This window comes from Nocardia sp. NPDC004260, from assembly GCF_053603155.1.
Genome location: NZ_JBSGEZ010000002.1, coordinates 242,151 through 264,963 on the forward strand (window position 1 = coordinate 242,151; position 22,813 = coordinate 264,963).

24 protein-coding genes are annotated in these 22,813 nt (G+C 69.3%); 17 read left to right on the plus strand and 7 right to left on the minus strand.

Features of this window, described 5'->3' with window-relative positions; genetic code table 11:
• Nucleotides 1-151 precede the first annotated feature (151 nt).
• The 12 genes from ACWEO7_RS02730 (at nucleotide 152) to ACWEO7_RS02785 (ending at nucleotide 12,163) form a co-directional block, all read left to right on the plus strand.
• Entirely contained in the window at nucleotides 152-346 is a 195-nt protein-coding gene (locus ACWEO7_RS02730) for a ubiquitin-like protein Pup (RefSeq protein ID WP_014986166.1), read from the plus strand.
• The gene (gene prcB / locus ACWEO7_RS02735) at nucleotides 343-1,197 is read left to right on the plus strand and encodes a proteasome subunit beta (RefSeq protein WP_452420221.1); all 855 of its coding nucleotides are present in this window, start codon (nucleotides 343-345) and stop codon (nucleotides 1,195-1,197) included. Before ACWEO7_RS02730 ends, prcB begins: the two co-directional genes overlap by 4 nt.
• A 2-nt stretch (nucleotides 1,198-1,199) precedes the next feature.
• The gene (prcA, locus tag ACWEO7_RS02740; RefSeq protein ID WP_452420222.1) at nucleotides 1,200-2,000 is read left to right on the plus strand and encodes a proteasome subunit alpha; all 801 of its coding nucleotides are present in this window, start codon (nucleotides 1,200-1,202) and stop codon (nucleotides 1,998-2,000) included.
• A gap of 218 nt (nucleotides 2,001-2,218) precedes the next feature.
• Nucleotides 2,219-3,577, plus strand: coding sequence for a Pup--protein ligase (gene pafA, locus ACWEO7_RS02745; RefSeq protein WP_174186519.1), 1,359 nt, complete (start codon nucleotides 2,219-2,221; stop codon nucleotides 3,575-3,577).
• Nucleotides 3,578-3,680: 103 nt separating this feature from the next.
• On the plus strand, nucleotides 3,681-3,977 hold the full coding sequence (locus ACWEO7_RS02750) for a thiamine-binding protein (RefSeq protein ID WP_452420224.1): 297 nt from the start codon (nucleotides 3,681-3,683) through the stop codon (nucleotides 3,975-3,977).
• 210 nt (nucleotides 3,978-4,187) lie between these two features.
• On the plus strand, nucleotides 4,188-5,183 hold the full coding sequence (locus ACWEO7_RS02755; RefSeq protein ID WP_452420226.1) for a helix-turn-helix transcriptional regulator: 996 nt from the start codon (nucleotides 4,188-4,190) through the stop codon (nucleotides 5,181-5,183).
• Nucleotides 5,180-6,157 carry a helix-turn-helix transcriptional regulator gene (locus ACWEO7_RS02760; protein WP_450020597.1) on the plus strand — a complete coding sequence of 326 codons (978 nt, stop codon included), beginning with the start codon at nucleotides 5,180-5,182 and terminating at the stop codon, nucleotides 6,155-6,157. The genes ACWEO7_RS02755 and ACWEO7_RS02760 overlap by 4 nt, the downstream gene beginning before the upstream one ends.
• 22 nt (nucleotides 6,158-6,179) lie before the next feature.
• Nucleotides 6,180-7,229 (plus strand): 2-dehydropantoate 2-reductase, encoded by a 1,050-nt coding sequence (locus tag ACWEO7_RS02765; protein WP_452420228.1) that lies wholly within the window; start codon nucleotides 6,180-6,182, stop codon nucleotides 7,227-7,229.
• A gap of 64 nt (nucleotides 7,230-7,293) precedes the next feature.
• Nucleotides 7,294-7,554 (plus strand): Sec-independent protein translocase subunit TatA, encoded by a 261-nt coding sequence (gene tatA, locus ACWEO7_RS02770; RefSeq protein ID WP_450020593.1) that lies wholly within the window; start codon nucleotides 7,294-7,296, stop codon nucleotides 7,552-7,554.
• 98 nt (nucleotides 7,555-7,652) lie between these two features.
• Nucleotides 7,653-8,606 carry a twin-arginine translocase subunit TatC gene (tatC, locus tag ACWEO7_RS02775; RefSeq protein ID WP_355077569.1) on the plus strand — a complete coding sequence of 318 codons (954 nt, stop codon included), beginning with the start codon at nucleotides 7,653-7,655 and terminating at the stop codon, nucleotides 8,604-8,606.
• Between the two features lie 3 nt (nucleotides 8,607-8,609).
• Nucleotides 8,610-11,312 (plus strand): DEAD/DEAH box helicase, encoded by a 2,703-nt coding sequence (locus ACWEO7_RS02780; RefSeq protein WP_452420230.1) that lies wholly within the window; start codon nucleotides 8,610-8,612, stop codon nucleotides 11,310-11,312.
• A 164-nt stretch (nucleotides 11,313-11,476) separates the two neighbouring features.
• On the plus strand, nucleotides 11,477-12,163 hold the full coding sequence (locus tag ACWEO7_RS02785; RefSeq protein WP_452420232.1) for a DUF4333 domain-containing protein: 687 nt from the start codon (nucleotides 11,477-11,479) through the stop codon (nucleotides 12,161-12,163).
• 439 nt (nucleotides 12,164-12,602) lie between these two features.
• Here ACWEO7_RS02785 and ACWEO7_RS02790 read toward each other — a convergent pair whose 3' ends face one another.
• Nucleotides 12,603-13,568, minus strand: a complete 966-nt coding sequence (locus ACWEO7_RS02790; RefSeq protein WP_452420234.1) for a 5'-3' exonuclease — start codon at nucleotides 13,566-13,568, stop codon at nucleotides 12,603-12,605.
• Between the two features lie 84 nt (nucleotides 13,569-13,652).
• On the opposite strand from ACWEO7_RS02790, the gene ACWEO7_RS02795 reads away from it, so the two are divergent.
• Nucleotides 13,653-14,780: a M24 family metallopeptidase gene (locus ACWEO7_RS02795; RefSeq protein ID WP_450020585.1), complete on the plus strand. Its 1,128-nt coding sequence runs from the start codon at nucleotides 13,653-13,655 to the stop codon at nucleotides 14,778-14,780.
• Between the two features lie 41 nt (nucleotides 14,781-14,821).
• Here ACWEO7_RS02795 and ACWEO7_RS02800 read toward each other — a convergent pair whose 3' ends face one another.
• Entirely contained in the window at nucleotides 14,822-15,265 is a 444-nt protein-coding gene (locus ACWEO7_RS02800; RefSeq protein WP_452420236.1) for a PPOX class F420-dependent oxidoreductase, read from the minus strand.
• Nucleotides 15,266-15,366: 101 nt separating this feature from the next.
• On the opposite strand from ACWEO7_RS02800, the gene ACWEO7_RS02805 reads away from it, so the two are divergent.
• The 4 genes from ACWEO7_RS02805 to ACWEO7_RS02820 all read left to right on the plus strand — a co-directional run bounded on the left by ACWEO7_RS02805 (nucleotide 15,367) and on the right by ACWEO7_RS02820 (nucleotide 18,827).
• Nucleotides 15,367-16,122, plus strand: coding sequence for an SDR family NAD(P)-dependent oxidoreductase (locus ACWEO7_RS02805; RefSeq protein ID WP_452420238.1), 756 nt, complete (start codon nucleotides 15,367-15,369; stop codon nucleotides 16,120-16,122).
• Nucleotides 16,119-17,384 (plus strand): precorrin-6y C5,15-methyltransferase (decarboxylating) subunit CbiE, encoded by a 1,266-nt coding sequence (gene cbiE / locus ACWEO7_RS02810; RefSeq protein ID WP_452420240.1) that lies wholly within the window; start codon nucleotides 16,119-16,121, stop codon nucleotides 17,382-17,384. The genes ACWEO7_RS02805 and cbiE overlap by 4 nt, the downstream gene beginning before the upstream one ends.
• A gap of 79 nt (nucleotides 17,385-17,463) precedes the next feature.
• Nucleotides 17,464-18,081 carry a hypothetical protein gene (locus tag ACWEO7_RS02815; protein ID WP_450020577.1) on the plus strand — a complete coding sequence of 206 codons (618 nt, stop codon included), beginning with the start codon at nucleotides 17,464-17,466 and terminating at the stop codon, nucleotides 18,079-18,081.
• Entirely contained in the window at nucleotides 18,078-18,827 is a 750-nt protein-coding gene (locus ACWEO7_RS02820) for a cobalt-precorrin-6A reductase (RefSeq protein WP_452420273.1), read from the plus strand. Before ACWEO7_RS02815 ends, ACWEO7_RS02820 begins: the two co-directional genes overlap by 4 nt.
• 30 nt (nucleotides 18,828-18,857) lie before the next feature.
• Here the strand turns inward: ACWEO7_RS02820 and ACWEO7_RS02825 are convergent, their stop codons facing one another.
• From ACWEO7_RS02825 to ACWEO7_RS02845, 5 genes are all read right to left on the minus strand, one after another.
• Nucleotides 18,858-19,388, minus strand: a complete 531-nt coding sequence (locus ACWEO7_RS02825) for a PadR family transcriptional regulator (RefSeq protein ID WP_355077587.1) — start codon at nucleotides 19,386-19,388, stop codon at nucleotides 18,858-18,860.
• A gap of 57 nt (nucleotides 19,389-19,445) precedes the next feature.
• Complete coding sequence (locus ACWEO7_RS02830; protein WP_452420242.1) at nucleotides 19,446-19,841, minus strand: hypothetical protein; 396 nt, start codon at nucleotides 19,839-19,841, stop codon at nucleotides 19,446-19,448.
• 35 nt (nucleotides 19,842-19,876) lie between these two features.
• Complete coding sequence (gene cobJ / locus ACWEO7_RS02835) at nucleotides 19,877-21,430, minus strand: precorrin-3B C(17)-methyltransferase (RefSeq protein ID WP_452420244.1); 1,554 nt, start codon at nucleotides 21,428-21,430, stop codon at nucleotides 19,877-19,879.
• Complete coding sequence (locus tag ACWEO7_RS02840; protein WP_355077592.1) at nucleotides 21,427-22,062, minus strand: precorrin-8X methylmutase; 636 nt, start codon at nucleotides 22,060-22,062, stop codon at nucleotides 21,427-21,429. Before ACWEO7_RS02840 ends, cobJ begins: the two co-directional genes overlap by 4 nt.
• Nucleotides 22,063-22,163: 101 nt before the next feature.
• Nucleotides 22,164-22,601, minus strand: coding sequence for an Lrp/AsnC family transcriptional regulator (locus ACWEO7_RS02845; RefSeq protein ID WP_043726335.1), 438 nt, complete (start codon nucleotides 22,599-22,601; stop codon nucleotides 22,164-22,166).
• Nucleotides 22,602-22,813 lie beyond the last annotated feature (212 nt).

Genomic DNA, 22,813 nt, shown 5'->3' on the forward strand with positions numbered 1-22,813 from the left:
CCACCTGCGTGAGACCAACACCGCCACACAAAATAGGCACACTGTCGGTGCTGGTAGGTAGTGTTGAGGGACGAGCACGGACAATGCTCATGATCGGGGCCGTGCTCACCATGGGTCCCGATCATGGTGAGGACAGAGGAGGTCGGCTGCCATGGCACAAGAGCAGACCAAGCGCGCCGGGGGTGGCGACGAGGACGAGGGCCCCGACGGTGTAGACGCCGCCGGTCAGGAGCGCCGCGAAAAGCTGGCGGAGGAAACCGACGACCTGCTCGACGAGATCGATGACGTGCTCGAGGAGAACGCCGAGGACTTCGTCCGCGCGTACGTGCAGAAAGGTGGCCAGTGACAGTCGGTGACCCCTCGCGTCTCCACCTGGGGTACGCCCTTTCTTCCTTCTCCGACTATCTCCGCATGCATGCTCCGGATCTTTTGCCCGGCAACAAGTTCGGACAGGGTGCCGCCGGAATCCCCGGCGGCACTTCCGCGAAGGAGATCGCTCCGCACGGCACCACCATCGTGGCGGTGAGTTATCGCGGCGGTGTGCTGATCGCCGGTGACCGCCGTGCCACGCAGGGGAACCTGCTGGCCAGCCGGGATATCGAGAAGGTCTACATCACCGACAGCTATTCCGCGGCGGGCATCGCAGGCACCGCGGGCATGGCGGTGGAGATGGTGCGGATCTTCGCGGTGGAACTGGAGCACTACGAGAAGCTCGAGGGCGTGCCGCTGACCTTCGACGGCAAGGCCAACAAGCTGTCGAAGATGGTGCGCGAGAATCTGCCCGCGGCCCTGCAAGGTCTGGCGGTGGTGCCGATGCTGGTCGGCTACGACCTCGACGCCACCGATGCCGACAAGGCGGGCCGCATTGTTTCGTTCGATGTGGTGGGTGGACGCAGCGAGGAGCGATTCGGGTACGCCGCGGTCGGTTCCGGCTCGATGTTCGCGAAGTCCTCGCTGAAGAAGTTGTACGCCAAGGGAATCGATCAGGATCGCGCGTTGCGCATCGCTGTCGAGTCGCTGTTCGACGCGGCCGACGACGACACCGCGACGGGTGGCCCGGATCTGGTGCGCGGCATCTTCCCGACGGCGATCGTGATCGATGAGGAGGGTGCGGTCGAGGTGACCGAGTCGCGGCTGGCGGAGATCACCCGCGGCATCATCGCCGACCGCGAGGCCGCCGAAGAAGGGAGCGCCTGATCATGACGTTGCCGTACTACGCGTCGGCCGAGCAGATCATGCGCGACAAGACCGAGCTCGCGCGCAAGGGCATCGCTCGGGGGCGCAGCGTCGTGGTCTTGACGTATGACAAGGGTGTGCTGTTCGTCGCGGAGAACCCGTCCGCGACGCTGCACAAGGTGAGTGAGCTCTACGACCGCATCGGGTTCGCCGCGGTCGGCAAGTACAACGAGTTCGAGAATCTGCGCAGGGGCGGCATCCTGCAGGCCGACATTCGGGGGTATCAGTACGACCGCCGCGATGTCACCGGCCGGGCGCTGGCCAATGCGTACGCGCAGACGCTCGGCACGATCTTCACCGATCAGCTCAAGCCGTACGAGGTGGAGATCTGTGTGGCGGAGGTGGGTTATCCGGAGCGGGCCGCGCAATCGGTGCTGTACCGGATCACCTTCGACGGATCGATCGTGGACGAGCGCGAGTTCGTGGTGATGGGCGGCACCACGGAGCCGATCGTCACCGCGCTGAAGTCGTCGTATCAGCCGGGTCTGGACCTGGCCTCCGCGGTCGGCGTCGCGGTGCGCGCGTTGCAGGCGGGTGTTCCGGAAGGCGCGGAGAAGGAGAAGCGGGTGCTGGGCGTGAGCTCGCTCGAGGTCGCGACCTTGGAGCAGGCGCGTCCGCGCCGGGCGTTCCGGCGGGTGCCCAACGCCACGCTGGAGCGTCTGCTGAGTCCGGCGGAGGCGGCCGAGAAGCCCGCGGTGGAGGAGACCGGCTCCGAGCCGAAGGATGAGAAACCGTCGGCGGAGGAGACTCCCTCAGCGGAGTAGTCCGCCGGGGCCGACGAACTCGACGGCCCGCGAACGACGCTTGGTTCGCGGGCCGTATCGGCATGTCCGGGGCCGGGCCGAACTGTGCATCCTCCGGCGAAACCGGCGTTTCACCCGGGCAAATTCCGACAAAGCGGGCCAAATCGTTGTGAAGACGTATGCATACGGGTTGTTCGGTGCCCCACGCAAGACCTCGACTTGGCTGTAATGTCGATGGTGTGCAGCGACGAATTATGGGGATCGAGACCGAGTTCGGTGTGACATGCACCTTCCACGGTCACCGTCGACTGTCCCCCGACGAGGTGGCCCGGTATCTGTTCCGCCGGGTGGTGTCCTGGGGCCGTAGCTCGAACGTGTTCCTCCGCAACGGTGCCCGGCTCTACCTCGATGTCGGGTCGCATCCGGAGTACGCGACCGCGGAATGCGACAACCTGGCGCAATTGGTGACCCACGACCGTGCGGGCGAACGGGTCCTCGAAGAGTTGCTGATCGACGCCGAGCAGCGTCTGGCCGAAGAAGGCATCGGCGGCGACATCTATTTGTTCAAGAACAACACCGACTCGGCGGGCAACTCCTACGGCTGCCACGAGAACTTCCTGGTGGTGCGCGCGGGTGAGTTCTCCCGGATCTCCGACGTGCTGCTGCCGTTCCTGGTCACCCGTCAGCTGATCTGCGGCGCGGGCAAGGTGCTGCAGACGCCGAAGGCCGCCACGTTCTGCCTGTCGCAGCGCGCCGAGCACATCTGGGAGGGCGTCTCCTCGGCGACCACCCGCTCGCGGCCGATCATCAACACCCGCGACGAGCCGCACGCCGACGCGGAGAAGTACCGCCGCCTGCACGTGATCGTCGGCGACTCCAACATGTCCGAGACCACCACCATGCTCAAGGTCGGCACCGCCGCCTTGGTGCTGGAGATGATCGAGGCGGGTGTCTCGTTCCGCGACTTCGCGCTGGACAATCCGATCCGCGCGATCCGCGAGGTGAGCCACGACCTGACCGGTCGGCGTCCGGTGCGCCTGGCAGGCGGTCGGCAGGCCAGCGCCCTCGACATCCAGCGCGAGTACTACGCCCGCGCCGTGGAGCATCTGCGCAATCGGGACCGCGATCCCCAGATCGACCAGGTGGTCGACCTGTGGGGCCGCACCCTGGACGCGGTCGAGGCGCAGGACTTCGCGAAGGTCGATACCGAGATCGACTGGGTGATCAAGCGCAAGCTGTTCCAGCGCTACCAGGACCGGTACGGCATGGAGCTGTCCGATCCCAAGATCGCCCAGCTGGATCTGGCCTATCACGACATCAAGCGCGGACGCGGCGTCTTCGACCTGCTGCAGCGCAAGGGGCTGGCCAAGCGGGTCACCGAGGACGAGGCCGTGGACGCCGCGGTCGACACCCCGCCGCAGACCACCAGGGCCAAGCTGCGCGGTGACTTCATCACCGCGGCCCAGGAGGCGGGCCGCGACTTCACCGTCGACTGGGTGCACCTGAAGCTGAACGACCAGGCGCAGCGCACCGTGCTGTGCAAGGACCCGTTCCGCTCGGTCGACGAGCGCGTAGATCGCCTGATCGCGTCTATGTAATTTGGCGCGCTGTGTCGGTTTTCCAGCGCTTGCGGCGCTGGGTGTTCGCGGCCCATTGGTGGCCGCGAACGGAATAGGCTCGGGCCTGCGGCATGATCGAGGCATGATCATCGCCTTCTCCGTGACACCGCTCGGGACCGGCGTCGACGTCGGGCGCGCCGTCGCCGAGGCGGTCCGCGTGGTGCGCGCCAGTGGACTGCCCAATCGCACCGACGCCATGTTCACCACCGTCGAGGGCGAATGGGATGAGGTGATGGCCGTGGTGAAACAGGCGGCCGACGCCATCCTGGCCGTCGCTCCACGTTGCAGCCTGGTGCTGAAGGCCGACATCCGTCCCGGCGTGACAGACGCGATGACCGCCAAGGTGGAGAAGATCGAGCGCTACTTGTCGGAAGGCTGATGGCCCGCGCATTTCGGCGACACCGACGAAGTGGTACCTGCGCGCGGCTCGCTCGTAACGGCGAATGACGAGGTCAGTACGTTGCTCGCCGACGCGCCCAACGCACCACAACCACAGGTTTCGAACGAAGCGAGACCGAGCCGCGAACACGCCGCTACGAAGTAGCGGCCGAACTAACGCAGACCGGCTGCGCAGATTACCCTCTATCGGGTGGCGATATCCAAGGTCGAGCGGCTGATGAATCTGGTCATCGCGCTGCTGTCGACCCGGCAGTTCCTGACCGCCGAGCGGATCCGGGTGAGCGTGGCCGGATACGAGGACTCCGCCAGCGACGAAGCGTTCAGCCGGATGTTCGAGCGGGACAAGAACGAACTGCGTGATCTGGGGATTCCACTGGAAGTCGGACCGGTGAGCCGGTACTCGACGGTGGAGGGCTACCGGATCAACCGCGACGCCTACGAGCTACCCGACATCGATCTGAGCGATCAGGAGGCCGCCGCCGTCGCGGTTGCGGTGCAGATGTGGGAATCGCCGGAACTCGCCGCCGCCGCGGAGGGGGCGTTGCTCAAACTGCGCGCGGCGGGCATCCACGTGGAAACCGACGCCGCCGTGGCGTCCGTGCCCGCGGTTCCGGCCCGTGCTCGGGGCTCCGAACCCGTGCTCGGCAAACTCCTCGCCGCGATCGACGGGGGCCAGGCGGTGCGGTTCGAGCACCGCGGCGCGATCAACGCCCCCTATCTCATGCGTGACGTCGAACCGTGGGGCGTCGTCACCCATCACGGCCGCTGGTACCTGGTCGGGCACGACCGGGACCGGGACGCGGTGCGCAGTTTCCGGCTGTCCCGCATCGGCGACGATGTGACCGCGTATGGCCCGCGCAACGCCGTCCACAAGCCGGAGGGCGTCGACCTGCGCGCCATCGTCGACCAGGTCACCAGCACCGCACCGGTCAGCGGTTCAGCGACGGTGTGGGTGGCCGAAGGGCGCGGGCGGGAGATCCGCAGGCTCGGCAAGGTGACCGGTGAGCGCGTCGTCGGCGGCCGTACGGGCGCCGTCGTCGAGCTTCCGGTGCGATCCCGCGATTGGCTGGCCCGGCTGATCACCGGCCTGGGCCCGGACGCCGTGGTGCTCGCCCCCGAGTCGCTGCGTGCCGATGTCATCGCGCGGCTGCGTTCGGTGTTCGACCGCACGGAGGTCCGGGCATGAGCTCGCGGCTCTCGGTCCGGCTGTCCCGGCTGCTGAACATGATCCCGTACTTCATCGCCCACCCGGGCATCAGCGCGGCCGAGGCCGCCGCCGACCTGGGCGTGACCACCAAACAGTTGATGAGCGACCTCAATCAGCTGTGGATGTGCGGGCTTCCCGGGTATGGTCCGGGCGACCTGATCGACTTGTCGTTCTCCGAGGAGAGCATCGAGGTCACCTTCTCCGCGGGCATCGACCGTCCGTTGCGGTTGACCTCCACCGAGGCGACCGCGTTGCTGGTCGCGCTGCGCTCGATCGTCGACATGCCCGGCATGGTGGACCCGACGGCGGCCCACGCGGCCATCGCGAAGATCGAAGCGGCGATCGCGGGTGGCGCGGAACTCGCCGAGAACGGGCGGTCTCGAACCCCGCCGCCGGAGGCGCCCGCGGTGGCCGCCGTGCGGTCGGCGCTGGCGCTCGGCCGGGCGCTGCGGTTGGTGTACTACTCCGCCAGTCGCGACGTGGTGTCCGAACGCATCGTCGACCCGATCCGCATCGTCCTCGTGGACGACAACAGCTACCTGCAAGCGTGGTGCAGGCAGGCCGAGGGGGTGCGGCTGTTCCGCTTCGACCGGATCGAGGCCGCGACCGAGCTGGACGAGCTCGCCCGGCCGCCCGTGCATGCCACCGACGTGACGGCGGGCCTGGACCTGTTCCAGGACGATCCCGCGGTCGCCCTGGCGCGCTTGCGGATTCACGCCGATTACGCTTGGGTGCTGGATCAGTACCCGATGCATCGGCTGGCGGTGCATCCCGACGGCAGCCTGGAGGCGACCATGCGGTTCGCCACGCTGGACTGGATGGCCCGCCTGCTGCTCGGTTTCGGGGCGGGTGTCACCGTCCTCGGCCCGCCGGAGCTGGTGGCGGCGGTGCGCGAGCGGTCGAACGCCGCGCTGGCCGCCTACGAGGAAGCCGGATACCTGGAGGCCAGATGAGGAAGGCAGAGGCCCTACCGGCATGAACAGTCGTGTGCTGGTGGTAGGCGCGGGCAGCATCGGCAACTTCGTCGGCGGCAAGCTCGGTGTAGCGGGGGCGGAGGTCACCCTGGTCGGCCGCAGGCGCGTGCTCGACGAGCTCGGCGCGTCCGGGCTCCGGCTCACCGACCTCGACGGCGGTGACGACGCGTTACCGCCGGATCGATTCCACCGCGCCACCGAACCGGATGACGTCGGCTCGGCAGATCTGGTGCTGGTCACGGTGAAATCGGCGGCGACGGCGGAGGCGGTGCGCGACCTCGCGGGCAAGATCCGGCCGGGCACCGTCGTGCTCAGCCTGCAGAACGGCATCGGCAACGACTCGGTGATCCGGGAGATCCTGCCGCACTGCGTGGTCTTGGCCGGAATGGTGATGTTCAACGTCGTGCACCACCCCGGCGGGCGTTTCCATCGCGGCACCGAGGGCGGTCTCGCGGTACAGGACGATCCGGCTCTGGCGCCGTTCCTGGACGTATTCGAGCGAGCGGGGCTCGGCCTGCGCCGGTATCCCGACCTGCGGCCGGTGCAGTGGGCGAAGCTGCTGCTGAACCTGAACAACCCGGTCAACGCGCTGTCGGGGCGCCCGCTGCGGGAAGAACTCGCCGACCGGGACTACCGCCGTTGCCTCGCGCTCACCCAGCGCGAAGCGCTCGAGGTGATGAACAAGGCGCGAATTCGCCCCGCCCGGCTGACCCCGCTGCCGCCCCGGGTGATGGCCGCGCTGCTGACCGTTCCCGACGGCCTGTTCCGGCGGGTAGCCGGGCAGGTGCTGGCCATCGATCCGATGGCGCGTTCGTCCATGGCGGACGACCTGGAGCTGGGCCGCACCACCGAAATATCCTGGCTGTGCGGGGAAATCGTCGAACTGGGCGCGATGGTCGGGATGCCGACGCCGGTGAATCAGCGGCTGATCGAATTGATCGTCGCGGCCGAGCAGGGCGGCAGGCGCGCGTGGACCGGACGGGAGCTGCTCGGCCAGCTGCGGGCCGCAGCGGCGGGCGCCGCGCCCGAACGCAAGGCGAACGAGCAGTGACGGCGGCGTTCGCGCACGTCACCCTCCGGTAGCATCGAGACATCACAGTCTTGGGAGGTAGATCATGGGCAGTCTGAGCATCTGGCACTGGCTGATCATTGCGGTGGTCTTCGTGATGTTCTTCGGTGCGAAGCGGATGCCCGACGCGGCCCGCAGTTTGGGCCGATCGTTGCGCATCTTCAAGAGCGAAGTCAGTCAGATGCAGAACGAGAGCAACGCGCCCACCAGCGGCGCGCAGGCTCAGCAGCCCGCACCGCAGTTGCCCGCCGCGCAGCAGCCGACGCCGCAGGCCACCGAGCCCCGCACCGAGCAGAAATCGGTCTGAGCGGAGCCGCTCGCGCCGGAGTGAGGAAGAACTCACTCCGGACTCAGTGCTGTTGCCGAGCCGTGCGAGGCACGTGAACCCAGGGGCGATCACCAACCATGCGAATCCCGTTCGATCCGCGGCGCAGTAAGCGCAGGACCAATCCCGACGGCACCATGTCGTTGGTCGAGCATCTGCAGGAGCTGCGTTACCGGTTGCTCGTGTCGATCGCCGCGGTGATCGCGACGACGGTGCTCGGGTTCCTGTGGTACGGGCACGGGTTCCTCGGGATCGAGAGCCTCGGTGAGATCCTGCGCGGGCCGTATTGCTCGCTGCCCTCCTCGGCCCGTGCGTCGCTGACCCCGGACGGCGAGTGCCGTCTGCTGGCGACCGCGCCGTTCGAGCAGTTCACGCTGCGGTTGAAGGTCGGCCTGACCGCAGGCGTGGTGCTGGCGGCGCCGATCTGGCTGTACCAGTTGTGGGCGTTCATCACCCCCGGGCTGTACGCGAAGGAGCGCAAGTACGCGGTCGGGTTCGTGTCCTCGGGCACGGTGTTGTTCGCCGCCGGCGCGGTGCTGGCCTACGTGGTGATCGCGCACGCGTTGAGCTTCTTGCTGACCATCGGCGACAACGTGCAGATCACGGCGTTGAGCGGGTCGCAATATTTCTCGTTCATCATCCAGTTGCTGATCATCTTCGGGGTCAGTTTCGAGACGCCGTTGCTGATCGTCGGGTTGAACCTGGTCGGCGTACTGACCTACGAGCGCCTGAAGGCGTGGCGGCGGGGGATCACCTTCGGGTTGTTCGTCTTCGCGGCGATCGTGACCCCGCAGGATCCCTTCTCGATGCTGGCGCTGGCCTTGGCGTTGACGGTGTTGTTCGAGGTGGCGATCCAGTTCTCCCGGGTCAACGACCTGCGCCGGGCGCGCAAGGAGCGCGAGGGCTGGGGTGCGCTGTCGGACGAGGAGGCCTCCGAGCTCGGCGCCCCGTCACCGATCGATCCGGCCGGGTCGATCGGTACGCCCGCGGAGAAATCCGCACGACCGGTGTCGGACTACTCCGATACGCTCTGACGAGTGACAGTTGACCGGTCGCAGACGGGCGAGTTGACCGCATTTTCCGCCGAGCTGAAGTTCCGGCTGGATCCGTTTCAGCGCCAAGCCTGTGCGGCGCTCGAAGAAGGCCACAGCGTACTCGTCTGTGCCCCCACCGGCGCGGGAAAGACGGTCGTCGGTGAGTTCGCCGTTCACCTGGCGCTGGCGGCGGGCGGGAAGTGCTTCTACACCACACCCATCAAGGCGCTGTCGAACCAGAAGTTCGCCGACCTCACCGAGCGCTACGGCCGCGACCAGGTCGGACTGCTGACCGGCGACCAATCGATCAATCCCGGGGCGCCGGTGGTTGTGATGACCACCGAGGTGCTGCGCAACATGCTCTACGCCTCCTCGGACGCGCTGCGTGGGCTGTCCTACGTCGTGATGGACGAGGTGCACTACCTCGCCGACCGGTTCCGCGGCGCGGTGTGGGAGGAGGTCATCCTGCACCTGTCCCCGGACGTGCGGCTGGTCAGCCTTTCGGCCACGGTGAGCAACGCCGAGGAGTTCGGCGCCTGGATGGAGACCGTGCGCGGCGACACCGCGGTGGTGGTCGACGAGACAAGGCCGGTTCCGCTGTGGCAGCACGTCATGGTGGGACGGCGGATGTTCGACCTGTTCGACACCAAATCCACCGAGCAGAAGGTGCTCGTCGACGAAGACCTGGTGCGGTTCATCCGCCACCGTGAGGCGGCCGATCGGATGAACAGCTGGGGTGCCCCGCGCAACGGCCGCGGTGGCCCGCGCCGGGATTTCCGCCCGCTGCCCCGGCCGGAGGTGCTCGCCAAGCTGGACGAAGAGGGCTTGCTGCCCGCGATCACGTTCATCTTCAGCCGGGCGGGATGCGACGGCGCGCTCGCCCAGTGCCTGCGCTCGCGGCTGGATCTGAGCCGTCCGGAGGAGCGCGACGAGGTCGACGCGATCATCGACAAGCACACCGGCGATCTGCCCAAGGCCGATCTGGAGGTGCTCGGCTACTGGGAGTGGCGTGAGGCGCTGCACCGCGGCCTCGCCGCGCATCACGCCGGGATGCTGCCCGCGTTCCGGCACACCGTCGAAGAGCTGTTCGTCAACGGGCTGGTGCGTGCCGTCTTCGCCACCGAGACGCTGGCGCTCGGCATCAACATGCCCGCCCGCACGGTGGTGCTGGAGCGGCTGGTCAAGTTCAACGGCGAGTCGCACGCGGAGCTCACACCCGGGGAGTACACCCAGCTGACCGGGCGTGCGGGGCGGCGCGGCATCGACGTCGAAGGCCACGCGGTGGTGTTGTGGCAGCCGGAGGTGGACACCAGCGCGGTCGCAGGCCTGGCCTCGACGCGCACCTATCCGCTGCGCAGCTCGTTCCGGCCGGGCTACAACATGTCGATCAACCTCATCGATCGGATGGGTGCCGACGAGTCGCGCGCCCTGCTGGAGCGATCGTTCGCCCAGTTCCAGGCGGATCGGTCGGTGGTCGGGCTGGTGCGCGGCATCGAGCGCAACGAGGGGGCGCTGCGCAAGTTGCGCGACCAGCTCGGCGGTGCCGAAGGCGGGTTCCTCGAGTACCTGTCGCTGCGCGAGCGGATCAAGCAGCGCGAGCGGCAGTTGGCCCAGCAGAGCCGTGCCGACCGGCGAGGCGCCGCCGTGGACGCGCTCGGCGCGCTGCGGCGCGGTGACGTGGTGGCGATTCCGTCCGGCCGCCGCGCCGGGCTCGCGGTGATCCTGGAGCCGGACGCGACGCCGGGCGATCCGCGGCCGCTGGTGCTCACCGAGGACAAGTGGGCCGGACGAGTTTCGGTCGCCGACTTCCCGGTGCCCGCCGAGGCGCTCGGGCACATGCGGCTGCCGCGCCGGGTGGATCACCGCACCGCGCGCATCCGCCGCGACCTGGCCTCCGCGCTGCGCAGCACGGGAATCTCGGTGCCGGGCAGGCCACGTCGCGGCAGGCAGTCCGCCGCGGCCGACGACCGGGAACTGGCCACCTTGCGCCGGAGCCTGCGCGCCCATCCGGCGCACTCCCGGCCCGATCGCGAGCAGCTGGCCCGGATCGGCGAGCGCTACAACCGGTTGCAGCGCGAAACGGAGGCGATGCGCCAGAAGGTTGCCGCGACCACCAATTCGCTGGCGCGCACGTTCGATCGGATCCTCGGTCTGCTGGAGGAACGTGGATTCGTGCACGAGAGCGAGGTGACCGCGGACGGTCGCCGGTTGGCGCGCATCTACGCGGAAAGCGATCTGCTGGTAGCCGAATGCCTCAGGAACGGGTTGTGGCGCGGTCTCGGCCCGGCCGAGCTGGCCGGTGTGGTCTCGATCCTGGTGTACGAATCCCGCCAGGAGGGCGGCTATCTCGGCGCGACCGGACCGACGGCTCCGATCCGGCGCGCGGTAGGCGCGACCATCGGCGTCTGGTCCGAGCTGCGCTCCGACGAAGCGCGACACAAGCTGCCGCCGACCAGGGAACCCGATCTCGGTTTCGTCGACGGCATCTACAAATGGGCGCGCGGCGACGGGTTGGCCGAGTCGTTGCTCGCCAGCGGCGACCAAGGCGCGCCGCTGTCGGCCGGTGACTTCGTGCGCTGGTGCAGGCAGGTGATCGATCTACTCGATCAGATCCACGGCACCGCTGACGATCTCGAGGTCGCCGCCACCGCGGCGAAGGCGGTGCGGGCGATCCGGCGGGGCGTCGTGGCGGTGGACGCCGCCTGAGCGGTGTGAGCGCCGGGCGCGCGGCGGGCGGCAATATCAACACGGCGGATTCGATTGTGATTTGATTTCTTTCGCGTACCGACCGTGGCGGAGTAGTCGTGTCATGCGACGAGGCCCACGCGGGGGGCTACCGTGTGTACAACGATGCGAGTGGAGGCAAGCAAATGAGCGGCCCTTACGGACCGAACGACCCCGGGGAGGGACGCAACGATCCCACCCAGCAGTGGGGTGGACAGCAGGCGCCGGGCGGGGCCGGTCCCACGCAGCAGTGGAGCGGTCAGCCGCAGACTCCGGCCTCGGCGCAGCCGACCCAGCACTGGGGTGAGCAGCAACCTCAACAGCAGCAATGGGGGCAACCCCAGCAGCAGTGGGGTCAGCAACCGCAGCAGCCGCAGTGGGGCCAGCAGCCCGCTCAGGGCCAGCAGCCGCAGTGGGGCCAACCGCAGCAGCAGGACTGGGGCCAGCAGGGGCAGCAGCCGCAGTGGGGGCAGCTGCAGCAGCAGTGGGGCGCTCCCGGACAGCAGCCTCCACAGCAGGGCGGCAAGAACAAAGGCCTGATCATCGGGCTGTCGGTGCTCGGTGTCGCGGTGGTCGGCGCGATAGTCGCGCTCGTGCTCGTGTTGACCGCCAAGGACCAGCTGGACCAGGCCGCCGTGCAGGACGGCGTGAAGAAGGTGTTGTCGGATTCCTACGGCATCCAGGACATAAGCGACGTCTCCTGCCCCTCCGGCCAGGAAGTCAAGGTCGACGCCACCTTCGAATGCAGCGTGAAGGTCAGCGGCGAGGCCAAGAAGGTGAGCATCAAGATCACCAAGGACGACGGCACCTACGAGGTCGGTCGCCCCAGCTGAGCTGTGTTTGTCTCTCCAGCGCCTGCGGCGCTGGGTGTTCGCGGCCCTCTTATGGCTCGCGTTTGCGCGAGCCGGGCCGCGGACGGCGGATGCTCGGTCTCGCTTCGCTCGGAACCTGTGGCAGAGGTGAGCTTGGAGTGTCAGGCCGCGCGCGGACCTCGGCGTTTGCTTTCGCCAGTGGAGGGAAGCCATACCGGCGCTTTGTGGCGGACCTCAGGGGGTTTCGGCGACCGTGGTGCAGACGGGGTGAGCCGGAGTGGTCATGTGCAACCGCCGCCGATGGCTCCGGATGGCTCCGGTAGCGGACACCGATGCTGGTCGGGGCTGGTGTCAGAGCGGATGCCGCTCTCGGTTCGGCAGCCGCGAGTCCGAACGTGAAGGGCTCGGTTCCGCATCGAATGGCTCTTCGCGACGGGTGCGACCAGCTTCGGCCTCCGGGTCAGGCGATGCGGGTGGCGAGTGCCGTGATCAGGCGGGTGACCGGGCTTTCGGCGTTGTAGGCGGTGGCGAGGGCGTGTAGGCGGGCCGGGTCGGCCGGTTCGGTGGGGAGGACGTCGGCGCGGGACAGGACTACCTCGGCGTCGCAGACCACCCGCACGACCGGCGCGGCGGCCTTCAAGTAGTCCTCGGCGGCGCGCAGCCGGGCACGCACGCCTTGCGACAGGTCGGAGCCGGGATCCTCGACGGCCGCGACGAGGGCGTCCAGGGAGCCGAAACGGGAGATCAAGGTGGCTGCGGATTTCTCGCCGATGCCCGCCACTCCGGGCAATCCGTCCGAGGCGTCGCCGCGCAGCGTCGCCATGTCGGCATAGGCCGGGCCGGCGTTCCGCTGCGGCACACCGTACTTCGCCGACACCTCGGCCGGGCCGAACAATTCCGCCTTGGCCAGCCCCCGTCCGGCGTAGAAGACCCGTACCGGTGGCGCGGGTTCGTCCCGGACGAGCTGCAGCAAGTCACGATCGCCGCTGACCACGACCACCTCGTCGGTGCGCTCACGAGTCGCCAAGGTGCCCAGCACGTCGTCGGCTTCCAAGCCCGCCGCCCCGCCGGTCGCGATCCCCGCGGCGTCGAGCACCTCGAGGATCATCTCGACCTGCGGGGTGAGCCGGTCGGGAACGGTCTCGGCGCCAGGTGCGGCATCGGGTGATGTGTCCAGCCGGTGTGCCTTGTAGGACGGGACCAGCTCGACTCGATACGCCGGACGCCAGTCCAGATCCAGGCACACCACCAGTCGGCTCGGGGCGAACCGGGTGATCAGCGACGCCACCATGTCGGTGAAACCACGCAGCGCGTTCACCGACCGGCCGTCGGGTGCGGTGATCTTGTCGGGGATGGCGTGGAAGGCGCGGAACCACAGACTGGCTCCGTCCAACAGCAGCAGGGGCCCACCGGAAGCAGAGGTCACGGGCTGAGGCTACTCGGTCGCGGCGACACCGCCCTGGCGAAGTTCGGCGTTCGCCGGGCCCGCCCGGCGGGTAACGTCGGACGAATGAGCTCGCATACGGATTCGAGGTTCGCGGCGGACGTCTACGGTGCACGGCTGGAGCGGGCGGTGGGGCTGATGCGGGCCGCCCACCTCGATGCCCTGTTGATCACTCCCGGCCCCGACCTGCGCTACCTGATCGGCTCGGCGGCCGAGTCGTTCGAGCGGCTGACCTGCCTGGTGATCCCCGCGGACGGTGCGACGCCGTCGGTCGTGATCCCGAAACTGGAGCTGGCGTCGCTGGAGGGCTCCGCGGCGGGCGAACTGGGTCTGCAAGTGCTGGACTGGGTCGACGGCACCAACCCGTACGCGCTGGTGAAGTCCGCGCTGCATGTGGGTTCCCGGGTGGCCGTGGCCGATGTCATGCCCGCACTACATCTGCTGCCGCTGGCCGAGTCGTTCACCGGTCTGCCGGTGTCCGCCACTCCCGTCCTGCGCGAACTGCGCATGATCAAGGACCCCGCCGAGGTGGACGCGCTGCGCCGGGCGGGTGCGGCGATCGACCGGGTGCATGCGCGGATGGGCGAGTTCTTGCAGGTGGGGCGCACCGAGGCGGAGGTCGGCCGCGATATCGAGGCCGCGATCGTGGCCGAGGGGCACACCGAGGCGGCGTTCGTCATCGTCGGCAGCGGTCCGCACGGGGCGGACCCGCATCACGGCGTGTCCGAGCGCCGGATCGAGGCAGGCGATGTGGTGGTCGTCGACATCGGCGGCCCGGTCGAACCCGGCTATTACTCCGATTCCACCCGGACCTACGTCCTGGGCGAGCCCGATCCGGAGGTCGCCGCCCGCTTCGCCGAGCTGGAACGCGCGCAGGCCGCGGCGGTCGCGGCCGTCCGCCCGGGCGTCACGGCGGCCGCGGTGGACGACGCGGCGCGAAACCCCTTGACCGAAGCCGGTTTCGGGCCCGCATTCGTGCACCGCACCGGGCACGGCATCGGCCTGTCGGTGCACGAGGAGCCCTACATCGTCGCGGGCAACGACCTCGTCCTGCAGCCCGGCATGGCATTCAGCGTGGAGCCCGGCATCTACTTCCGCGGCGAGTGGGGCGCGCGCATCGAGGACATCGTGATCGTCACCGACGAAGGCGGTGAATCCCTGAACAAGCGGCCGCACGGCCTGACGGTGCTGTGATCGAAGGCTGACGGCGGCGAGGAAGGCGTCCGGCGGAGGCGCTAAGCGCCCGCGCCGTTGCCGCCCGCCGCGCCATCCCCGGCCGGTGCGACCAGCGTGCTGCTGGACAGGACGCGCCGGACCTGGATGGCGATCACCACGCGGGTGGGGTTCTCCCGGGGCACGCGATAACGACCGGCGTACCGCTCGACCGCCTCGGCCACCTCGTCGGAAGCCTCGAGCACGGTGGCCGGGCCCTCCAGCGTGAGCCACCGGATGCCGTCGACCTGGCTGACCGCCGCGTAGCCGGAGCGGCGCACGTTGCGTACCTTCACCGACCCGTCGTTGGTGATCACGCGCGCGATCCCGGCCTCTTGGTCCCAGGTGAATCCCACCGCCACCACATGGGGCGTTCCGTCCGCGCGCAAGGTCGTCAGCGTGGCGAGGTGCCGTTCGGCGACGAACTCGAGGGCGGCGGGCGAGAGCTCAGCAGTACTCGTCGGCATCCCCCGACCGTAGCCGTCGGCGCCCGCCCACGCCGCACCAGCCCGTGCCGCGCCGGTGCGCGATGACGAGCCCCGCCCGTGTCGATGACAGACTGAGGCGCATGGGAACGCGTGGTTTGTCCGACGGGACCGTGCTGCTGCTGGGCGGGCGGAGCGAGATCGGCCTCGAGGTGGCGCGACGGCTGGCGCCGGGACGAGCGGTGGTTCTGGCGGCCCGGCGCAGCGGCGAATTGGACGCGCAGCGCGCGGAGATCACGGCGGCGGGCGCGAGTGAGGTGCACACTGTCGAATTCGACGCCGACGACATGGCGAGTCATCCGGCGTTGCTGGAGAAGATCGCCGCCGAGCACGGGCCGATCGGGATCGCGGTGCTCGCCTTCGGTGTGCTCGGCGATCAGCAGCGCGCCGAGCGGGATCCCGCCCACGCGGCGGCGATCCTGCATACCGACTTCGTCGCCCAAGCGGGCGTTCTCACCACGGTGGCGAATCTGTTGCGCGCGCGAGGGGCGGGACAGATCGTCGTGTTCAGCTCGGTCGCCGGCGTGCGGGTCCGGCGCGCGAACTACGTCTACGGTTCGGCCAAAGCGGGACTCGACGGATTCGCCTCCGGTCTCGCGGACGCCCTGCACGGCAGCGGCGTGCGGTTGCTGCTGGTGCGTCCCGGGTTCGTGATCGGTCGGATGACCGAGGGGATGTCCCCGGCGCCGTTCTCCAGCACGCCGGATCAGGTTGCCGACGCGGTGGTCAAGGGTCTGCGCCGGGGCGCGAGCCGAGTCTGGGTTCCCGGAATCCTGCGACCGGTGTTCTTCGCGATGCGACTACTGCCACAACCGATTTGGCGCCGGATGCCCCGATGAGCGCCGCGCCCGGGTCGTGGGCAGGAAAACCGGTCACGGTCGTCGGGATCGGCGCCGACGGCTGGGACGGCCTCGGTCGCGCCGCGCGGGAGGCCGTCGATGACGCCGAGGTCCTGTTCGGTTCCGTGCGCCAGCTCGCGCTCGTGCCGCCCACCGTGGCGGCGCACCGGGTGACGTGGCCGTCGCCCCTGCTGCCCGCGCTGCCCGGCCTGCTCGAACGGCACGGCGGGGCGCGGTTGTGCGTCCTGGCCAGCGGCGATCCGATGTTCTACGGAATCGGCGTCACCTTGGCTCGATTGCTGGGCGCGCAGGCGCTGCGGGTGCTGCCGCAACCGTCTTCCGCGTCCCTGGCCTGCGCCCGCCTGGGCTGGCCGCTGGCCGAAACACCGGTGGTCAGCGTGGTCGGGCGTCCGTTGGCGACGGTGCTGCCCGAGCTGGCCGACGGCAGGCGGCTGCTGGTGCTCAGCGCCGACGAGCACACACCGCGGGATCTGGCGCGACTGCTCGGGAGCCACGGTTTCGGCGGTTCGGAGCTGACGGTACTCGAGCAACTGGGCGGTTCCGCCGAACGGCGCCGCGCCGGAATCGCGCAGCAGTGGGCACACCCGCCGGGCGACCCGCTGAACGTCGTGGCGATCACCTGCTCGGCCGACCCGGACCGGCTGCGCGCCACCCGCCTGCCCGGACTGCCGGACGAATTGTTCGGCGGCGATGGCCAGCTCACCAAGCACGAGGTCCGCGCGCTGACGCTGGCGGCGCTGGCGCCCGCGCCCGGGGAATTGCTGTGGGATGTGGGCGGCGGTTCGGGCAGTATCGCCATCGAATGGTGCCGGGCGCATGCGGGGAACCGGGCCGTCGCGTTCGAGCGGCTCGAGCGCAGGCGACGCCAGATCGCCGACAATGCCGCGGTTCTGGGCGTGCCGCACATCCAGGTGCGCGGCGAAGTGCGTGGCGAACTCGCCGCCGATACCGGAATCGCCGCGCCCGACGCGATTTTCGTCGGTGGTGGCCTGACCCAGGATGGCGTGCTGGAGACATGCTGGGCGCAGTTGCGTCAGGGCGGCAGGCTTGTCGCGAACGCGGTCACGGCGGAATCGGAATCGTTGCTGCTCAACTGGTCGAACGCCCAGGGCGGCATATTGCGGAAGTTCCAGATCTATCGCGGGGAACCACTGGGCTCCTTCACCACCTGGCGTCCCCAGCTTCCGGTCACACAGTGGTCGGTGGTGAAAACCGCGCGATCCTTCCCCGCGGAGGCGTGAACACGTTACCGGTCACGCGGTAGGGTCGGGGCCGAGTTCTGATCATTGATCGGAAATCCGATTCCTGTTGGGGAGATAGATGAGATACAAGAAGTTCGCCGCTACCGCATTGCTGGCCGTCGCCGCTACCGGAGTCGCCGCCGGTACTTCCTACGCCGCCCCGGTGCCGCCCGCGGTGCAGGACCAGGCCGCTGCGGCGCCCACCGTCACCGGCAGCGATCAGGGCGTCGGTTACGCGCTGCAACTCGCCGACGCGGGCAAGTCGGTGGTCACCAGCGTGACCGGGGGCGCGTTCAGCGTCGACACCGACAACCGGGCGGTCACGCTGAAGAACTCCGCGGGCGAAACCGTCACCACCATTCCGCTCACCGCGACGGCCAAGGGCCAGGAGGTCCGGATCGCCGCTGCCGTCGCCGACGAGGGCAGGCAGCTCACGCTGACCCCGCAGGTCGCGCCGACCGCGAACGCGCCGGTCGCCGCCGAGTTCATCGGCGCGCAGGAGTGGTTCTTCGCCGAGCTGCAGCGCGCCTCGCTCGGCGCTCTGGTCGGTGGCCTGATCGGCGCCGCTATCGGCATCGTGTTCTTCGGTGTCGGCATCCTGCCGGGCGCGGTGCTCGGCGCGCTGATCGGTCTGGCCGTCGCGGGCGGGCCGTCGCTGCTGAACGCGGGTATCGCCTACTTCAGCGGCCAGCCCTGAGGGTTCTGATTCTGGGCGGCACCCGGGAGGCGCGGGAGCTGGCCCACATCGCTTCCGGCGAGCGAGGATTCGAGATCGTGTCCTCGCTCGCCGGTCGTGTGCGCGCACCCTTGCTGCCCGAGGGGGAGGTCCGCGTCGGTGGCTTCGGGGGCGCCGAAGGACTGCGCGCCTGGCTCGCGGCCAACGACGTGGCCGCGATGGTCGACGCCACCCATCCGTTCGCGGCCGCCATCAGCGCCAACGCGGCAGTCGCCGCGCGAGTTTCGGGTGTGCCGCTGGTGCACCTGCGCCGGCCCAGGTGGGTCGAGCAGGCAGGAGACCGCTGGATGCGCGTACCCGATCTCTCCGCGGCCGCGACAGCGGTCGGCACGTTCGGCGAGCGTGTGTTCCTGACCATCGGCAGACAAGGCGTCGACGCGTTCGCGGGACTCGACCGGCCCTGGTTCCTGATTCGCGCCATCGACCCGCCGGAGGGCGCGCTGCCGCCGCGGCACCAATTGCTCCTCGCCCGTGGTCCCTTCGCGGTGCAGGACGAAGCGCGGCTACTCGCGGAGTATCGGATCGACGCGCTCGTCACGAAGGACAGCGGCGGGGAGCAGACCGAGGCCAAACTCACCGCCGCCCGCGCCGCGGGCATTCCGGTCGTCGTGGTGGACCGCCCGCCGCTGCCCGAGGGCGCGCGGATCGTGGAATCCTCTGCGCAAGCGCTAAATTGGCTGCGCGCCCGGCGAACCCGGCGCGGCTGAGACGTTCCGGCTCACGACGAGCCGGAGAGATCAGCCGCCGAGAATTTCCGGCAGATGATCGAACCAGTCCAGCACCGTGCGCTCGTAGCGAATCCCGAAATCCAAGGTGGCGCGGGCGAATGCGGTCTTACCCTCCGGGTCTTCGGCGAGATACCGGGTGAGCCGGGCCTGATGGATCTCCCGGTTGGCGGCGATGATGCCGTCGAGCCGATCGCGATCGAGATGCTCGCCGAAGGAGAGCGTGAGCAGCAACGGCACCCGGATGGTTTCCCCGCCGGGATCGCGGACGACCCACTCCAGGAACGCTTCCCGGCCCGCGTCGGTGATGTGGTAAGGGGTGCGCTCCCTGGCGCCGGTCTCGCCCTTCTCGACGAGGCCCGCCGCATCCATGGTGGCCAGTTCCCGGTAGACCTGGCTCTGTGTGATGGTCCAGAAGTCGCCGATGCGCTCCTGGGCCTCGGTCACCAGATCCCATCCCGACATCGCGCCTTCGTGCAGAAATCCGAGCAACGAGGCCGCCGTCGAGTTCAGTGGCTTGCGCTTGGTCGCGGTGTTGGTCAACGACTGCTCCCTTCGCTCTCAACATTCCATAATGGAATGTTACCGGAACGGGGTGGGTCAGGCGTCGCCGGTCAGCTTGTCGAGCCGGGCGAGCACCTGCGCCATTCCCTGCTCCAGCCGTGCCTGTCCTTGTTCGAGCTGCGCCTGGCCGCGAGCGAGCGCGGTCTGGCCCTGTTCCAGACGGACCTGTCCTTGTTCGAGCACGGTCACCCTGCGGTTGAGTTCGCCCACATTCTCGCGCAGGTCTCCGACGTCCTGGCGCAGCTCGCCGACGGCTTCGCCGAGGGTTTCCGCGCGCCGGTCGACCCGGCCGATGCCGTCGAGCGCCTTCCTGGTCAGCGCCGCGAGTTCGTTGAGGACCTCGCCCTGTTCGTCGAGTGCCTGTTCGCTCGCGGTGGCCCTGGCCTCCAAGGCTCGGGCGCGCAGCGTCAGCTCCGACAGTGTCGCGGCCAAGGTCCCTCCGATCTGCTTCGGTGCGTCAGGCGATACTACGCGTCGCCGGCGGCCGCGTCGCGCGTGCGGCCGTAGCGGCGGGAGGTGAAGACCCGGGTGCCCGCACCGGTTTCCAGCGCCGTGGTGGTGGACGCGCCGATGATCAGCAGTGTCCGCATGTCCACCTCCGCGGGGTCGAGGTCGCCGAGCGGCACCACCCGGACCGACTCGGTGGGCCCGCCGACGTCGCGCCCGATGACGACGGGCGTGTCGGGCTTGCGATGCTCCAGCAGCAGATCCCGCATCGCGCCCACCTGCCAGGTGCGTTGCGAGGATGCCGGATTGTAGATCGCGATCGCCATGTCGGCCGCCGCGACCGCCGAAAGGCGCTGCGCCACAACCTCCCACGGCTTGAGTCGATCGGAGAGCGAGATCATCGCGTAGTCGTGCCCCAGCGGCGCGCCCACCCGGCTGGCCACCGCGTTGGCCGCGGTGAGCCCGGGCAGCACCCGCACCGGCACCGCGCGCCACTGCGGGTCGGCGGATTCCTCCAGCACCGCCGCCGCCATCGCGAAGACGCCTGGATCCCCCGAGGAGACGACCGCGACCCGCGCGCCCCGCTTGGCCAGATCCAAGGCCATGGCCGCGCGCTCGGACTCGACCCGGTTGTCGCTGGGATGACGACGCTGGCCCGGGCGTTCGGGCACCCGGTTCAAGTAGGTGGTGTAGCCGACCAGGTCGGTCGCCTCCGCCAAGGCCGCGCGCACCTCGTCGGTGGTCCACTCGGGCGCGCCGGGACCCAGGCCCACCACCACGACCTCACCGACCCCCTCCGCATCGCGGTCACGCTGAACGGCCTCCTCTTCGAGGCGGGGCAGCGGCGTGGTCGGCTCGGGACCCGGCACGAGGGTGATGGCGAAGTAGGGCACCTCGGCGTCGTCCACCGCGCCCGCGTGCAGCACGCGCTGTTCGGTGGTGCTCGCGCGCTCGACGTAGTACGCGTCCGCGAGTCGTCCGGAATCCGTAAGGGCCTGGCGCACACCGGGATACGTGCGTCCCAGTTTCATGATCGCGGCGGCGTCGGTGCCGCGCAGGCGCCGGGTGAGCTCGTCGACCGGCATGGTGCCGGGCAGCACGGTGAGCACCTGCTCGCCCTCGACCAGCGGTGTGCCCAGCGCCGCCGACGCCGCGCTCACGGACGTGATGCCGGGGATGATCTCGGCTTCGAACCGGTCGGCCAGCCGCCGGTGCATGTGCATATAGGAGCTGTAGAACAGCGGGTCGCCCGCGGCGAGCAGCGCGACCGAGCGGCCCGCGGCGAGGTGCTCGGCCAGCCGCTCGGCGGCCTGTTCGTAGAATTCGTCGATCGCACCCTGATAACCGCCGGGATGGTCGGTGGTCTCGGTGGTCACCGGGTAGACGAGATGCTCTTCCAGTTGGCCGGGGCGCAGGTACGGCGCCGCGATACGGCGGGAGATGCTGCGGCCGTGGCGCGCGCTGTGGAACGCGATCACGTCGGCCGCGCCGATCACGTTGGCCGCCTTGACCGTCACCAGTTCCGGATCGCCCGGACCGAGTCCGACGCCCCACAGCTTGCCCGGAGTGCTCATTCCTGTTCGCTCGCAATCGCGTTCAGCGCGGACGCGGTGATGGCGCTGCCGCCGCGCCTGCCGCGCACGGTGAGGTATTCGACGCCGCCGAACTCGATCAGCGCGTCCTTCGATTCGGCCGCGCCGACGAAGCCGACCGGGATGCCGAGCACGGCCGCGGGCCGGGGCGCTCCCGCGTCGAGCAGGTCGAGCAGATGGAACAGCGCCGTGGGCGCGTTGCCGATCGCGACGACGGCGCCGTCGAGACGGTCGCGCCACAGTTCGAGCGCGGCGGCGGAGCGGGTCGTGCCCCTGGCGGCGGCCAACTCCGGCACGCGCGGGTCGGCAAGGGTGCACAGCACCTCGTTGTCTGCGGGCAGTCGTTTCCTGGTCACGCCGGAGGCGACCATGGTTGCGTCACAGAGAATCGGCGCGCCCGCGCGCAGCGCTGCCCGTGCCGAGGCGACGACGCCGGGGGAGAAAGCGATGTCCGCGGCGAGATCCACCTGACCGCAGCCATGGATCATCCGCACCGCCACCTGCGCCACGTCCGGCGGGAATCCGCTCAGATCGGCCTCGGCGCGGATCGTCGCGAACGAGCGACGGTAGATCTCGGCCCCGTCGGTCAGATAGCTGGCACGTACGTCGGACATGCGGTCCACCATATGGGTGCGGGGCCGGACAGATCGGTCCGGGTTGGGCGCTTCGCATCCCGGGCCCGGCGGTCGGACACCGTGGGGGCGGGGCCACCGGATCAGGTTCGCGGACGCTCGAGAATCCGCGACATGACGATGGCGCTGCGGGTACGCCCGACGCGCGCGTTCTCCCTGATCCGTTCCACGGTCACCTCGATCTCGGCCATGTCGGTGGCCATCACGTGCACCAGCGCGTCGGCCTCGCCCGCGATCGTCCACACGCCGACCACCTGGGGGATCGGTTCGAGACTGCGTTTGAGTTCGGCCGGGGAGATGTTGTCGCGGTAGTACACCTCGACGTAGGCCTCCGTCTTCCAGCCCAGCGCGGCGGGATTGACCAGCGCGGTGAACCCGGTGATCTGCTTGCCCGCCACCAGCCGGTCGACTCGCCGTTTCACCGCGGGCGCGGACAATCCGACCACGCCGCCGATTTCCTGGAACGACGCCCGCGCATTCTTCAGCAATTGCTCGAGAATCCGCCGGTCGAGGTCGTCCACGTCACACCTTCGCTCGCCTTAGTGAGCGTCCGGGAACTTCGGTCACGCTCGGGTGAGTCGGCGTGACATGGTCATGATGGTGGCGATGTAGACCATGGCTTCGTGGTGGTCGGGTCGGGTTTCGTAGTCGCGGACGCAGCGGCGGTGTTTGCTGATCCAGGCCAGTGTTCGTTCCACGACCCAGCGGCGCGGCAGCACGACGAAGCCAGGAT